A 13,732-nucleotide genomic window follows, 5' to 3' on the forward strand; every position below is an offset into this window, starting at 1 on the left:
TCTCGCGTTCAGGCCTGTGGAGCCACTGCGGGCTGCGGCTGCTGCTCCAGTGCATCGGCCGCTTCTTCGTTGAGTGCCCTGGCTTCGCGCTGGGGTTGCGTGAGCGGGGTGGCAATCCACTTGTTGCCCTGGAAGAAGTTGCGCGCGCCGTCCTTGTCCCCGGCCAGCTCCCGCTGCAGGCGCTCGGCATCGCGGTGGCGAATGCTTTCAGCCACTTCGGCCACCTCTTCGGCGTCCACACCCAGGGTCTGCAGCGCCTGCATGCCAAAGCCCATGGCCGACTCGAAGGTCTCGCGCATCTGGTAGTCCACGCCCAGCTGCAGCAGCTCGATGGCATGCTGGCGGTCGTAGGCGCGCGCCAGCACCGGGATCAGCGGGCATTCGTGCTTGAGCAGCTCGACGATGCGCGTGGTGGTCTTGGCATCGTCCACGCAGACCAGAATGGATTTGGCGTGGTGTGCGCCGCTGGCGTGCAGCACATCAAGGCGCGTGCCGTCGCCGTAGTAGACCTTGAAGCCGAATTTCGCGGCCGCGCGGATCATGTCGGTGTCGTTCTCGATGATGGCGATGTCGACACCCCGCGCCAGCAGCAGTTGGCTCGCGATCTGAGCAAAGCGGCCGAAGCCGATGATCAGCACCGTGCCCTTGAGGCCATCGGCCGCGTCGATGCCCGCCATGTCCTGCGCGGGCTCGGGCGGCATCAGCCAGCGCAGCGAGAGCACGGCCAGCGGCGTGAGCGCCATGGAAATGATCACGGCAGCCGTGAGCACCGCGTTCATGCGGGCCTCCACGATGCCCGCAGCAGCCGCAGCCGAATAGAGCACGAAGGCGAATTCACCGCCCTGGGCCATGAGCATGGTGCGCTGCAGAGCCTCGCCGTGCGCAGCCTTGGTGAAGCGTGCCACGGCGTACACGCCGATGCCCTTGACGGCCATGCAGGCCACCACGCCCCCCACCAGCAGAGGCCAATTCTGCAGCACCAGCGGAATGTCGAGCGCCATGCCCACGCCCATGAAGAACAGGCCCAGCAGGATGCCCCTGAAGGGCTCCACGTCGGCCTCGAGTTGGTGGCGGAAAGTGGATTCGGAGAGCATTACGCCCGCAGCGAAGGCGCCCATGGCCATCGACAGCCCGCCCCATTGCATGGCCAATGCGGCGCCCAGCACCACCAGCAGGGCGGCGGCGGTCATCACCTCGCGCGCCTTGGCCCGTGCCAGCACACTGAACAACGGGTTCAGCAGCCAGCGGCTGACTGCGACCAGGCCCACCACGGCCGCCAGCGCCACGCCCACCGTGACCCAGCGCGAGACGGCCTCCCCGGTCGGGGCGGGCGAGAGAAAGGCCACGATGGCCAGCAAGGGCACGATGGCCAGGTCTTCGAGCAGCAGGATGGAGACGATGCGCTGGCCGCGCGGCGTGGAGGTGTCGCCGCTTTCGTCGAGCAACTGCATCACGATGGCCGTGGACGAGAGCACGAAGCCCGAGGCCGCGATGAAGGCCACGGCCGATGAGAGCCCTGCCAGCACGCCCGTGGCGGTGAGCAGTGCGATGCAGACCAGCACCTGGGCCAGGCCCAGGCCGAAGATCTGGCGCCGCAGGTTCCACAGCCGGGTGGGCTGCATCTCCAGGCCGATCACGAAGAGGAACATCACCACCCCGAGCTCGGCCACGTGCAGGATGGTCTGCGCATCGCTGAAGAAGCCCAGGCCGAACGGCCCGATGGCCAGGCCTGCGGCCAGGTAGCCGAGCACCGAGCCCAGGCCCAGGCGCTTGAACAGGGGCACGGCGATGACGCCAGCGGCCAGCAGCACGACGACTTTGACGAGTTCGGTGCCTGATTCAGCAGCGGCCATGGGGACTCCGGGACAACAACAAGAGGGAACGAAACGCGGGGTAAGGAGATGGTAGCGTCATCCTGCGCCCTGCAAGGCCTGGGGAAGGCCCCTCACGGGCTGGAGAACAGGCCGCCCTCGTCCAGCAACTCGTAGGCAATCTCGGGGCGCTGGTCCATCCCCTTCTTGATCGCGGCCGGAATGGACTGGCGCGTCTTGCGGCACAGTCCAGGCTGCTCCTGCACCAGGATGGCGATGCCGCGCAGGGTGCGCACTTCGTTGGGGCTCGGTGTGACGGTGATGCGGATGCCAAGCTGCTGCTCCATGCGCTCCTGCATGCGGCGCAGGTCAGACAGGCTGGTGATGTTTTCCAGCCGGGTGAGCAGCTTCTTTTCCTCGGTCTGGGTCAGCTGCAGGATGCGCGTGTCGCCATCGGGGGCCTGGAGAAGGGCGTCCCGGTCACAGACACAGGCGCCAGGCGGGCACTCCGTGCGGACGGAGAAGGGGACAGGCTTCATGGAGGGAGAGGGGGGCGGATCTGGCGAGCGGCGTGGTCCCTGCATTCTAAGAGCGGCTAACAAAACTCTTCTGGCGTCGTTGCAGCGTCTTGTCGTACTGCTCGTACTGCCTGCGAAGCAGCGCCTAGCCAGAACCGCTTCGCTGAGTTTTGTTAGCCGCTCTAAGAAGCTCCGGCATTTCCGAGGGTAAGCCAGGGCGTTGCCCGGGCTGTTACCAAAAGTGGCTGTGGCAAACTCCCGCGCTTCGCGTATTTTTTCGAGTTTCAGAGAGTTTGCCCACCCATGCAGCAGATCGTTCGGCAGTTGGCCGCAGAAATCAAAGTCAGTGAATCCCAGGTGCGTGCAGCGGTGGAGCTGCTCGACGGGGGGGCCACGGTGCCCTTCATCGCCCGCTACCGCAAGGAAGTGACCGGCGGGCTCGACGACATCCAGCTGCGTGAGCTGGAAGCGCGCCTGTCCTACCTGCGCGAGCTCGAAGACCGCCGCGCCACCGTGCTCAAGAGCATCGACGAGCAGGGCAAGCTGACCGACGCCCTGCGCGTGGCCATTGCCAGCGCCCCTACCAAGCAGGAGCTGGAGGACATCTACCTGCCCTTCAAGCAAAAGCGCCGCACCAAGGGCCAGATGGCGCGCGAGTTCGGCATCGAGCCGCTGGCCGACAAGCTGTTTGCCGACCCCACGCTGGACCCCGCAGCCGAGGCCGCCGCCTTCACCAAACCGCCCGAGGTGCTGGACGACGGCAAGACCGGCGCCGACTTCTCCACCGTGCCGGCCGTGCTTGATGGCGTGCGCGACATCCTCTCGGAGCGCTGGGCCGAGGATGCGGTGCTGGTGCAGTCGCTGCGCGAGTGGCTCTGGTCCGAAGGCCTCTTGCGCAGCAAGAAGGTGGACGGCAAGAACGAGAACGACCCCGAGGTCTCCAAGTTCCGCGACTATTTCGAATACGACGAGCCCATCGGCCGCGTGCCCTCGCACCGGGCGCTGGCGGTGTTCCGCGGCCGGGCGCTTGAGATCCTCGAAGGCAAGCTGGTGCTGCCGGTCGAGCCCGAGCCGGGCAAGCCCAGCCTGGCCGAAGGCAAGATCGCCCTGCACCTGGGCTGGAGCCATGCCGGCCGCCCGGCAGACGACCTGCTGCGCAAGTGCGTGAGCTGGACCTGGCGCGTGAAGCTGAGCCTGTCGACCGAGCGCGACCTGTTCGCCCGCCTGCGCGACGATGCCGAGAAGGTCGCGATCAAGGTGTTTGCCGACAACCTGCGCGATCTGCTGCTGGCGGCGCCTGCCGGCCCGCGCGTGGTGATGGGGCTGGATCCAGGCATCCGCACGGGTGTGAAGGTGGCCGTGGTGGACGCCACGGGCAAGCTGGTGGAGACCGCCACGGTGTTCCCGCACGAGCCGCGCCGCGACTGGGAAGGCTCGCTGCACACCCTGGCCAAGCTGGCGGAAAAGCACGGCGTGAACCTGATCGCCATCGGCAACGGCACGGCCAGCCGCGAGACCGACAAGCTGGCGGCCGACCTGATCAAGCTGGCCGCCAAGGCCGAGCGCGCCATCGAGAAGGTGGTGGTGAGCGAGGCCGGCGCCTCGGTCTACTCCGCCAGCGAGTACGCCTCGCAGGAGATGCCCGACGTGGACGTGAGCCTGCGCGGCGCCGCCAGCATTGCGCGCCGCCTGCAGGACCCGCTGGCCGAGCTGGTCAAGATCGACCCCAAGAGCATCGGCGTGGGCCAGTACCAGCACGACGTGAACCAGAGCGAGCTGGCCCGCACCCTGGGCACGGTGGTGGAAGACTGCGTGAACTCCGTGGGCGTGGACCTGAACACGGCCAGCGTGCCGCTGCTCAGCCGCGTCTCGGGCCTGTCGCCCAGCGTGGCCAAGGCGGTGGTTCGCTGGCGCGAGGCCAATGGCGCCTTCAAGAGCCGCAAGCAGCTCATGGACGTGTCGGGCCTGGGCGCCAAGACCTTCGAGCAGAGCGCGGGCTTCCTGCGCATCCGCGGCGGCGACAACCCGCTGGACATGACCGGCGTGCACCCCGAGACCTACCCCGTGGTCGAGCAGATCATGGAAAAGACGGGCAAGCCCGTGGTCGAGATCATGGGCCGCAGCGACATGCTCAAGACGCTGAAGCCGGAGCTGTTCGCCAACGAGAAGTTCGGTGTGATCACCGTCAAGGACATCCTGGGCGAGCTCGAAAAGCCCGGCCGCGACCCGCGACCGGACTTCAAGGTGGCGCGCTTCAACGATGGCGTGGAAGACATCAAGGACCTCAAGGAAGGCATGATCCTGGAGGGCACGGTGAGCAACGTGGCGCAGTTCGGCGCCTTCATCGACCTCGGGGTGCACCAGGACGGCCTGGTGCACGTGAGCCAGCTGGCGCACAAGTTCGTGAACGATGCGCGCGAAGTGGTCAAGACGGGCGACATCGTCAAGGTCAAGGTCATGGAGGTGGACGTGGAGCGCAAGCGCATCGGCCTGTCGATGAAGCTCGGCGATGCGCCCCCGCGCCAGGGCGGCGACCGGGGCGGTGCGCGCGACAACCGCTTCGAAGGGGCCGGGCGCGGCTACCAGCAGCAGCCCCAGCGCCGGGGTCCCGAACCGGCGCAGCAGTCGGCCATGGCCTCGGCCTTTGCCAAGCTGCAGCAGGCCAAGGGCCGCTGACCGTTGATGCGGCCACCGCAACCGCCCGTGCAGGTAAGACTGCATGGACAAAATGGGTGATGGGCTGTTGGTACGGGCAGCGCCATAATCGCCGCTTGTCCCACCAGACGCCCGATCACCCATGGAGTTGAATGCCCTGCTGGCCCAGCCGGCGGCCCTGCCCAGCCTGCCGCGCACCGTTGCGCTGCTGATGAGCGAGCTGGCCCAGCCCGAGCCCAGCCTGCGGCGCATGAACCAGCTCTTCGGCACCGACCCGGCCCTGGCCGCGCGCCTGCTGGAGCTGGCCAACTCCCCCGCCTTCCAGATGCCGCGCCAGATCGCGGGCATCCCCCAGGCCCTGGCCTTGCTGGGCACCGGCCAGTTGCGCACGCTGGTCACCTCGGCGCCCCTGGGCACCACCTCGCGCTCCGTGCCCGGGATCAACATGCAGCAGTTCTGGCGCTACAGCCTGAACACCGCCAAGCTCTCGCGCTCGCTCGCGGGCCTGGTGCACCATGACCAGATCGCGGCCTACACAGCCGGCCTGCTGCACGGCCTGGGCGAGCTCGTGATCCACCTGGCCGACCCTGAGAAGGCCCATTCGGTCAACACCCTGGTGCCGCCGCTCGACATGCGCCGCAGCAAGGTGGAGCAGCGCATCTTCGGTTACTGCTACGCCAATGTGTCCGCGGGGCTGGCCCGGCGCTGGCAATTGCCCGAGGTGGTGGTGGACGCCCTGCAGTACCAGGACGCGCCTTTCGAGAACAAGGCCTACGAGCCGCTGGCGGGCGTGATCCATCTGGCCTCTTGGCGCGCCCGCGCGCGCGAGGCGGGGCTCAACGAGAACGAACTGGCTGTCTCCTTCCCGGGCGAAGTGGGGCTGGTGCTGGGCCTCGATATCGACATGGTGCTGCAACAGGACCCCATCGACTGGAACGTGCGCCCCGAGGCCGCCGCAGATTACGTGGTCTGAGCCTTCGCTCTGGGACAATGCCGGGCATGAAAGCACTGCGCATCCATGCGGGCCCGCGCGCCCGCCAGCACCTCGAACAACATGGCCTGCAACCGGGCGACGTGCGCGTGATCCCGGCTGCGGCCGGCGGCCCCAAGGGGCTGATCCTGGGGCCGCTGGACCGCTTCCTTTTCGGCGATTGGCTGACCGGTTCCAGCCAGCCGGTGCACCTGGTGGGCGCCTCCATCGGCGCATGGCGCATGGCCACGGCCTGCCTGGGGTCGTCGGTGGCCGCCTTCGAGCGGCTGGAGCACGACTACATCCACCAGAGCTATGAGCTGCCCCCGGGCAAGAAGCGCCCCCCGGCGTCCCATGTGAGCGAACGCTTTGGCCAGAACCTGCAGGCCTTTTATGGTGGGCGGGTGGCCGAGGTGCTGAGCCACCCGCGCTACCACCTGCACATCGTCACCTCGCGCGGCCGGCATGTGCTGGCACGCGAGCACAGGGTGGGCACGCCGCTGGGTTACCTGGGCGCCTTTCTGACCAATACGGTGCATCGCAAGGCCCTGGGCGCGTGGCTGGAGCGTGTGGTGTTCTCGTCCCCTGATGCCGCGGCCCCCGCCCCGGGTGGCGCGGCGCTGCCATTCGGCACGGCAGATTTCCGCACACGCCAGGTACAGCTCACGGCGCAGAACTTCATGCCCGCGCTGCAGGCCAGTTGTTCGATCCCCTTCGTGCTGCAGGCCGTGCACGACATTCCTGGCGCCCCGCGCGGCGCCTATTGGGATGGCGGCATCACCGACTACCACCTGCATATGGGCTACCACCTGGCACCCGCAGGGGCCGGGGGCCTGGTGCTGTACCCCCATTTCCAGCACCAGGTGGTGCCCGGCTGGCTGGACAAGGGGCTCAAGTGGCGGCACGGCTCCACTGCGGCGCTCGACTCCATGGTGGTGCTGTCGCCGCACCCCGAATGGGTGCGAACGCTGCCACACGGCAAGCTGCCTGACCGCAACGACTTCACGCACTACGGCACCGACAGCGCGGGCCGCGCCAAAGCCTGGCTGGCCGCCACGGGGGCCAGCCAGCAACTGGCCGATGAGCTGGCCGAGTGGTTGCACCGGCCCGATATGGGTGCCGTGCAGGCACTGTAGCCAGCCCTGCCTCGGGTCTGCTCAGCGGGCAGGTGTGGGGGTAGAAGGCGTGACCATGCTGGCCGGCCGGGCCGCTGCGGTCTGCTGGAGGTGGCGTTGCTCGTAGGCCCGGGTCCAGGCCAGCACCTCTTGCGCGGGCATGGGGGGCGCAATGCCGAAGCCCTGGGCCCGCTCGCAGCCCAGCGCCAGCAGTTTCTCGCCATGGGCCTGCGTTTCCACGCCTTCGGCGATCACGTGGCGGTTGAAGGCCCGGGCCAGGGTGATGATGGCGTTGACCAGGGTCAGGTCGTCCTCGTCGTGCAGGATGCCGTGCACGAAAGACTGGTCGATCTTGATGGTTTCCGCCGGCAGGCGTTTGAGGTAGGACAGCGACGAGAAACCCGTGCCGAAGTCGTCGAGCGCGAAGCGCACGCCCAGTGCCTGGCAGCTGTGCATCATGCTGCGCATGTACTGCATGTCCTGCAGCGCGGCGGATTCCAGGATCTCGAGTTCCAGCCGGGCGGAGGACACTTCCGGGCAGGTCAGCAGCAGGTCCTTGAGCCGGTCCACGAAGTCGGGGCGGTGAAAGTGCTGTGCAGCGATGTTCACGCTGACCTCCCACTGCACACCCGCCAGGCTCCACTGCCGCATCTGAGCCAGCGCTTCCTTGAGCACCCATTCGCCGAGTTCGGCCACCACCTCCACATCTTCCAGCAGGGGGAGCACATGCTGGGGTCCGAGCAGGCCCTGCTCCGGGTGCTGCCAGCGCAGCAGTGCTTCCATGCCCAGCACCTCGCCGGTGCGCAGGTTCACCTTGGGCTGGTAGTACAGGCGCATCTCGCCGGCCTGCAGCCCCTGGGCCACCCGGGTCTGCTGCGAATGCTGGGTCTGCACCGCGTGGTCGAGCTGCACGTCGAACAGGTGCATGCGGTTGCGGCCCGAGCGCTTGGCCTGGCACATGGCCTGGTCGGCCTGGCGCAGCAGGGTGTCGGGGTTCACGTCGTCCTGCGGGAACACAGCCACGCCCACGCTGGCGGTGGTGTGCAGCAGGCGGTCGTCGATGGCATAGGGCGCGGCAAGCTGTTGCATGAGCTGGTGCACATGCTCTTCGATGGCGGGCACGTCGGTCTGGTGGTTGAGCAGCAGCACGAACTCGTCACCCCCCAGGCGCGCCGCGGCATTGCTGCCGGTGGCAAAGGCGTTCAGGCGTTGGGCCACTTCCTTGAGCAGGCGGTCGCCCATGCGGTGGCCGTGGGCGTCGTTGATGGCCTGGAAATGGTCCAGGTCCAGCATGCACACGGCCAGCAGGGTGGGGCTGCGGCTCGTCACGAACAGGGCGTGCGTGAGCCGCTCGGCCAGGGCGGCGCGGTTGAGCAGGCCGGTCAGGCCATCGTGCCGCGCATGCCAGGAGATCTGGTGGCGCAGGTGGCTGGCTTCGGTCACGTCGCGGAACACCAGCACGCAGCCCGATGCGCGCCCGCTGCCCTGGCGGATGGCCGATGCCGTGTACTCGATGGCGTAGCGCTCGCCCGAGCGGTGCAGCAGCACTTCCTGCATGGCCGGGCGATGGGCGTTGGCATGGACCTGTTCCCCGGTGGCACGGCCGGCCGCCTGGCTCGCGGGCTCCTCGTACAGCCGGAAAACGTCGTCCAGCAGTTCACCCACAGCCTGATCGGCGGTGTAGCCGGTCATGAGCTGGGCCGCCTCGTTGATGGTCTCGATGCAACCGGCCAGGTCGGTGGTGATCACGCCATCGCCGATGGAGGCCAGCGTGACTTCGGCGCGGTCCTTCTCGTTGCGCAGTGCCTGCTCGGCGCGTTTGCGCTCGGTGATGTCCACCAGCGTGCTCACGGTGCCGGCCACCGCGCCGTTCGTGCTGGTGAAGGGCGCTTCATAGTAGGCCATGGTGCGTGCCAGTTGGCCGGGGGGCTGCACCAGCACCTCGTTGTCCTGCGACATGGCCAGTTGCCGGGACTGTGCGGGTGAGAGCAGGTGCGGCGCCGTGAGGCCCGGGAACATGCCCTGGCCGGGCAGGCCGGGGTCGCCGTTCTGGAACAGCCGTTGCCAGGCGCGGTTGGCATCGACGAAGGTGCCGTCCGCCTCGCGCACGAACACCGGCAGGGGCAGGGCGTCGATGAGCTGGCGCGTGAAGTGCAGTTGCTCGCTCTGCAGTTGCTGCGTCTCGCGCAGCGAGTGCACCAGCGACTGCACCTTGCCCGCCATGTCGTTGAAAGTGTTGGCCACCGCCCGCGATTCCAGGGTGCCCTTGATGTCCATGCGCGTGTCCAGGTGCCCTTGGCGGAAGCGGTCCGTGGCCTCGGTCAGGCGGCGCAGCATGCGGGCGTTGGCGCGCAGGATCAGGGTCAGCAGGAACAGGATGGTGAAGATGTTCAGCGCCGAGATGCGGGCCTGCACCACCACCGTCTTCCAGACCCGGTCCACCAGGATGCCGGGATCGGCGGTGACCGTGAGCACGCCGGTGCGACCGTCCGCAAACGCCTGGCCGAAGCGCTGCGTGGGCGGGGTGATGTCCAGGACCTGGGCAAACCAGGCAGGGGCCTGCATGGCCACGGGGGGCGCGGTCCATTGCAGGGGCGCCTGGCCTGGGACCTGCCACAGCAGCGACTGCACGGCCGGGCCGAAGCGCGTGGGTGTGGTCTGCAGCACGCGGGCGGCCGACTCGCGGTTCGCTGGGTCCAGGGCCACCAGGGTGGGCAGCAGGCTGTCGCCCACACGCGCCAGTTCGGCCACGGCACGGTCGTTGGCTTCCTCCTCCTCCAACGACACCAGTTGCTGGTAGCGCACGGCCACGACCGCCACGATGATCACCAGGATCGCGAGATACAGCCGGGGAATGGTTCCCTGTGTCAGCCAGGCCCTGAATTTTTCTGCGCGCATGGATGGATCAGCCGGTCATTTCATGGATTGGATGAAAGAGCGCGCGGGATCGCCAGCGGCGAGCGCCCGCCCGTTTCCGGTGGCACAGCCGACAGCCCGGCCCGCGTGCCGGCCATGCACTCCACCATGCATGCCGCCTCGCTCAGCAGTGGCACCGGCCCACGGCGCCCTGCGGCGCCGGTCCGTTAATTACTTTGTTAATTATTGTTTGACAGCTCGCAGTTTAGCTGCACGGGCGCTGTCTGTGCCCCGCCCGTATGGGGGAGGCCGCCGTGGGGCTGGCAGGCGGCTGCGGACCTGGTTTGCCGGCCGCCGGGCGGGCTGCTGAAGGCGTCAGAGCGACTGCGTGAGCATGTCCCGGTATTCCTCGGGCGTGGCGATGCGCGGGTTGGTCTTGTGGCAGTGGTCGGCCATCGCACCCTTGATGATGTCGTCGAACATGCTTTCGGTCACGCCCATGGCCGCCAGGCCCGTGGGCAGGCCCAGGCGGGCGTTCATGTCGCGGATGGCTTCGGGGATGTCGCCTGCGCTGGCCAGGCCCATGGCATGGGCCATGCGTTCCAGGCGCTTGTCCTTCTGCACGGATTCGGCCCCGGCATTGAAGCGCACCACGGCGGGCAGGAACATGGCGTTGAGCGTGCCATGGTGAAGGCGCGGGTTCACGCCGCCCAGGCTGTGGCTCAGCGAATGCACGGCACCCAGGCCCTTCTGGAAGGCCATGGCGCCCTGCATGCTGGCGCTCATCATGTGCAGGCGCGCATCGCGGTCGCTGCCGTTGCGCGTAGCCGGCTCGATGTTCGCCCAGCCGCGCGTGAGGCCGTCCAGGGCAATGCCGTCGGCCGGCGGGTTGAAGGCGGCCGACATGAAAGTCTCCATGCAGTGCGCGATGGCATCCATGCCGGTGGCCGCAGTGAGCGCGGGCGGCAGGCCCAGGGTGAGTTCGGGGTCGCAGATGGCCGTCCTGGGCACCAGGTTCCAGGAGTGGAAACCGAGCTTGCGGTGGTCGTCGACGATGATGATGGCGCCGCGCGCCACCTCGCTGCCGGTGCCGCTGGTGGTGGGCACGGCGATCAGCGGCGCGGCGCGCTCGGTGATGCGCGGCGAGCCGCCTTCGATGGTGGCGTAGTGCGTGAGCGGGCCTTCGTGCGTGGCAGCGATCGCGATGCCCTTGGCGCAGTCGATGGCCGAGCCGCCGCCCACGGCGATCAGGCCATCGCAGCCCTCGCGTTTGTACACCTCCACTGCGGCGCGCACGGCGGCCTCGGTAGGGTTGGCCGGAGTCTGGTCGAACACCGCCACGGGCAGGCCCGCGAGCGCATCGAGCGCCTTTTGCAGCACGCCGGCGGCCTTGACCCCAGGGTCCGTCACGACCAGCGGGCGGGTGATGCCCACGCGCTCGCATTCCTGCTGGAGCAGCTTCACGGCGCCGAACTCGAACTGGATCTGGGTGACGTAGTAGATGAAAGCCATGGCGTTGCGGGAAATTGCGTGGAGGATAGCTATCGACTTTACAACCCAGGGGGCGGCATGGCCCTGAAGCAAACCCTCATGGATGCCGCTTTTTTCGTCACCTCCGTGACAACGGCGTGGCCGGCTTTTCAGGGCGCTGCGGCACGGTGCAGGGCGTTCGGGTAGATTCGTCCCTGCCTTTTTTGAAAATGAGCGAGTTTGCCCTTTGACCGATCTGCACATCCACGCCGACCGCCTGACCCCCCAGATGCGCAGCGTGCTCGAACGCATGGCGCGTGCGGGCCACCCGCCGCTGTACACCCGCACCCCGCAGGACGCGCGCACCGCCTATGCGGCCGGTGCCGATGTGCTGGAGATACCCAAGCCCGTTCTGCCCCGCGTGGAGGACTTCTCCATCCCTGCAGGCGACGGCCATCCGCTGCCTGCGCGCCTGTACGCCCCCTCGCCGCAGGACGCGGGCCCGCTGCCCGTGCTGCTGTACACCCATGGCGGCGGTTTCACCATCGGCAGCATCGCCACGCACGACATCCTGTGCCGCGAACTGGCGCGGCTTGCGGGCTGCATGGTGGTGTCGCTTGATTACCGGCTGGCGCCCGAGCACCGCTTTCCGACGGCCACCAACGACGCCTGGGACGCGCTGGCCTGGCTGCACGCGAATGCGGCTGGCCTGGGTGCCGACCCGGCGCGCATCGCCGTGGGTGGTGACAGCGCCGGCGGCACGCTGGCCACGGTGAGCGCCATCCTGGCGCGCGATGCGGGCCTGCCGCTGGTGCTGCAGTTGCTGATCTACCCGGGCTGCGCGGCGCACCAGGACACACCCTCGCACACCCGCTTTGCGAGTGGCCTGGTGCTGGACGAGCCGGCCATCACCTGGTTCTTCGGCCAGTACGTCACCACCCGCGGGCAGCGCGAGGACTGGCGTTTTGCGCCCTTGCATGCCGATGATGTGGACGGCGTGGCCCCGGTGTGGATGGGCCTGGCCGAGTGCGATCCGCTGGTGGACGAGGGCGTGGACTATGCCGACAAGCTGCGCGCCGCCGGCGTGGCGGTGGAGCTGGAGATCTACCGCGGCGTGACGCACGAATTCATCAAGATGGGCCGCGCCATACCCGAGGCGCGCCAGGCCCACGCCGACGCGGCGCGCGCGCTGCGCAACGCTTTTCAATTGAAGTGAGACACAAGCTATGCAACGCCGTGATTTCCGTTGTTTCCATCGCCTTCGGGTGCGCTGGGCCGAGGTGGACATGCAGAAGATCGTGTTCAACGGCCACTACCTGATGTACATCGACAACGCCATGTCCGAATACTGGCGCGCCCTGGCCTTGCCCTACGAGGCCAGCATGCACGCGCTCGACGGCGAGATGTTCGTGAAGAAGGCGAGCCTTGAATACCACGCCTCGGCGCGCATGGACGACACGCTGGACGTGGGCATGCGCTGCGCGCGCGTGGGCAATTCCTCGTGCCTCTTCGAGGCGGGCATCTTCAGTGGTGACCGGCTGCTGGTCTCGGGCGAGCTTGTCTATGTGTTCGCCGACCCGGTGGCGCAGAAGTCGCGGCCTGTGCCCCAGGCGCTGCGCGACATCGTCACCGCCTTCGAAGCCGGGGAGGACACGGCCGAGGTCAGGACCGGCGACTGGAATGCGCTGGGCCGTGATGCGGGCCGCTTGCGCACTGCCGTGTTCGTCACGGAGCAGGGCATTCCCGCCGAGATCGAGGCCGATGCGCTCGATGCCACTGCGCGCCATGCGGTGGTCTACAACCGGCTGGGGCAGCCGATTGCGGCGGGGCGGTTGCTGCAGGAGGCACCGGGTGTGGGGCGCATCGGGCGCCTGGCGGTGGACCGGTCGGTGCGGGGGACGCGGTGGGGGCGCAAGTTATTGGATGCGTTGGTGGATGCTTCGCGGGCTCGTGGGGACCGGGAGGTGCAGTTGCATGCGCAGGGCAATGCGGAGGGGTTTTACCGGAGGGCGGGGTTTGTTGTGGTGGGGGAGCCTTATGAGGAGGCGGGGATTGCGCATGTTCTGATGGCACGTCGGTTCTGATTTTTTTGGGTGTCGCTTCGCTCTGATGGCGTGTGCCTGGTGTGAGGGCGGAGGCCGGGATGTGCGCCCGGCGGCGCACCTACTTGTCTTTTGCCTCGCCAAAAGAAAGTAGGCAAAGAAAAGGCGACCCCCAGTCTGCGTCCCCGGTTCGCCCTGTCGGGCGAACCGGGGCAACCTGCGATGCTCGGATCTGGGGTGGTGCCGCAGAACTCGCTGCGTTCTTCGAACTCCGCTCAAACAGCTGCGGCAAGTC

The 13,732-nt window shown here is 67.9% G+C and carries 9 protein-coding genes; 5 read left to right on the top strand and 4 right to left on the bottom strand.

Annotation, left to right across the window (positions count from 1 at the left end):
• Positions 1-8: 8 nt before the first annotated feature.
• Both ASE31_RS28045 and ASE31_RS28050 read right to left on the bottom strand, forming a co-directional pair.
• Entirely contained in the window at positions 9-1,853 is a 1,845-nt protein-coding gene (locus tag ASE31_RS28045) for a monovalent cation:proton antiporter-2 (CPA2) family protein (protein WP_057206016.1), read from the bottom strand.
• Positions 1,854-1,945: 92 nt separating this feature from the next.
• Complete coding sequence (locus tag ASE31_RS28050; protein WP_057206018.1) at positions 1,946-2,350, bottom strand: hypothetical protein; 405 nt, start codon at positions 2,348-2,350, stop codon at positions 1,946-1,948.
• A 282-nt stretch (positions 2,351-2,632) separates the two neighbouring features.
• On the opposite strand from ASE31_RS28050, the gene ASE31_RS28055 reads away from it, so the two are divergent.
• From ASE31_RS28055 to ASE31_RS28065, 3 genes are all read left to right on the top strand, one after another.
• Positions 2,633-5,005, top strand: a complete 2,373-nt coding sequence (locus ASE31_RS28055) for a Tex family protein (RefSeq protein ID WP_057206020.1) — start codon at positions 2,633-2,635, stop codon at positions 5,003-5,005.
• Between the two features lie 121 nt (positions 5,006-5,126).
• Positions 5,127-5,957 carry an HDOD domain-containing protein gene (locus ASE31_RS28060; protein ID WP_057206022.1) on the top strand — a complete coding sequence of 277 codons (831 nt, stop codon included), beginning with the start codon at positions 5,127-5,129 and terminating at the stop codon, positions 5,955-5,957.
• A 26-nt stretch (positions 5,958-5,983) separates the two neighbouring features.
• Positions 5,984-7,090 (top strand): patatin-like phospholipase family protein, encoded by a 1,107-nt coding sequence (locus ASE31_RS28065; RefSeq protein WP_057206024.1) that lies wholly within the window; start codon positions 5,984-5,986, stop codon positions 7,088-7,090.
• A 21-nt stretch (positions 7,091-7,111) separates the two neighbouring features.
• Here the strand turns inward: ASE31_RS28065 and ASE31_RS28070 are convergent, their stop codons facing one another.
• Both ASE31_RS28070 and ASE31_RS28075 read right to left on the bottom strand, forming a co-directional pair.
• Positions 7,112-9,967, bottom strand: a complete 2,856-nt coding sequence (locus ASE31_RS28070; protein ID WP_057206026.1) for an EAL domain-containing protein — start codon at positions 9,965-9,967, stop codon at positions 7,112-7,114.
• Between the two features lie 333 nt (positions 9,968-10,300).
• Entirely contained in the window at positions 10,301-11,437 is a 1,137-nt protein-coding gene (locus ASE31_RS28075; RefSeq protein ID WP_057206028.1) for an iron-containing alcohol dehydrogenase, read from the bottom strand.
• 205 nt (positions 11,438-11,642) lie between these two features.
• Between ASE31_RS28075 and ASE31_RS28080 the strand changes: the two genes are divergently transcribed.
• Positions 11,643-12,611: an alpha/beta hydrolase gene (locus tag ASE31_RS28080; protein WP_057206030.1), complete on the top strand. Its 969-nt coding sequence runs from the start codon at positions 11,643-11,645 to the stop codon at positions 12,609-12,611.
• Between the two features lie 10 nt (positions 12,612-12,621).
• On the top strand, positions 12,622-13,479 hold the full coding sequence (locus ASE31_RS28085) for a YbgC/FadM family acyl-CoA thioesterase (RefSeq protein ID WP_057206032.1): 858 nt from the start codon (positions 12,622-12,624) through the stop codon (positions 13,477-13,479).
• Positions 13,480-13,732 lie beyond the last annotated feature (253 nt).

This window comes from Acidovorax sp. Root217 (assembly GCF_001428645.1).
GTDB lineage: Bacteria > Pseudomonadota > Gammaproteobacteria > Burkholderiales > Burkholderiaceae_C > Acidovorax.

What these genes read in the sequence shown, in the direction of transcription:
- ASE31_RS28065 (WP_057206024.1), top strand. Translation starts at nt 5,984, where the DNA reads ATGAAAGCACTGCGCATCCATGCGGGCCCGCGCGCCCGCCAGCACCTC.
- ASE31_RS28050 (WP_057206018.1), bottom strand. Translation starts at nt 2,350, where the DNA reads ATGAAGCCTGTCCCCTTCTCCGTCCGCACGGAGTGCCCGCCTGGCGCC.
- ASE31_RS28045 (WP_057206016.1), bottom strand. Translation starts at nt 1,853, where the DNA reads ATGGCCGCTGCTGAATCAGGCACCGAACTCGTCAAAGTCGTCGTGCTG.
- ASE31_RS28060 (WP_057206022.1), top strand. Translation starts at nt 5,127, where the DNA reads ATGGAGTTGAATGCCCTGCTGGCCCAGCCGGCGGCCCTGCCCAGCCTG.
- ASE31_RS28055 (WP_057206020.1), top strand. Translation starts at nt 2,633, where the DNA reads ATGCAGCAGATCGTTCGGCAGTTGGCCGCAGAAATCAAAGTCAGTGAA.
- ASE31_RS28085 (WP_057206032.1), top strand. Translation starts at nt 12,622, where the DNA reads ATGCAACGCCGTGATTTCCGTTGTTTCCATCGCCTTCGGGTGCGCTGG.
- ASE31_RS28075 (WP_057206028.1), bottom strand. Translation starts at nt 11,437, where the DNA reads ATGGCTTTCATCTACTACGTCACCCAGATCCAGTTCGAGTTCGGCGCC.
- ASE31_RS28070 (WP_057206026.1), bottom strand. Translation starts at nt 9,967, where the DNA reads ATGCGCGCAGAAAAATTCAGGGCCTGGCTGACACAGGGAACCATTCCC.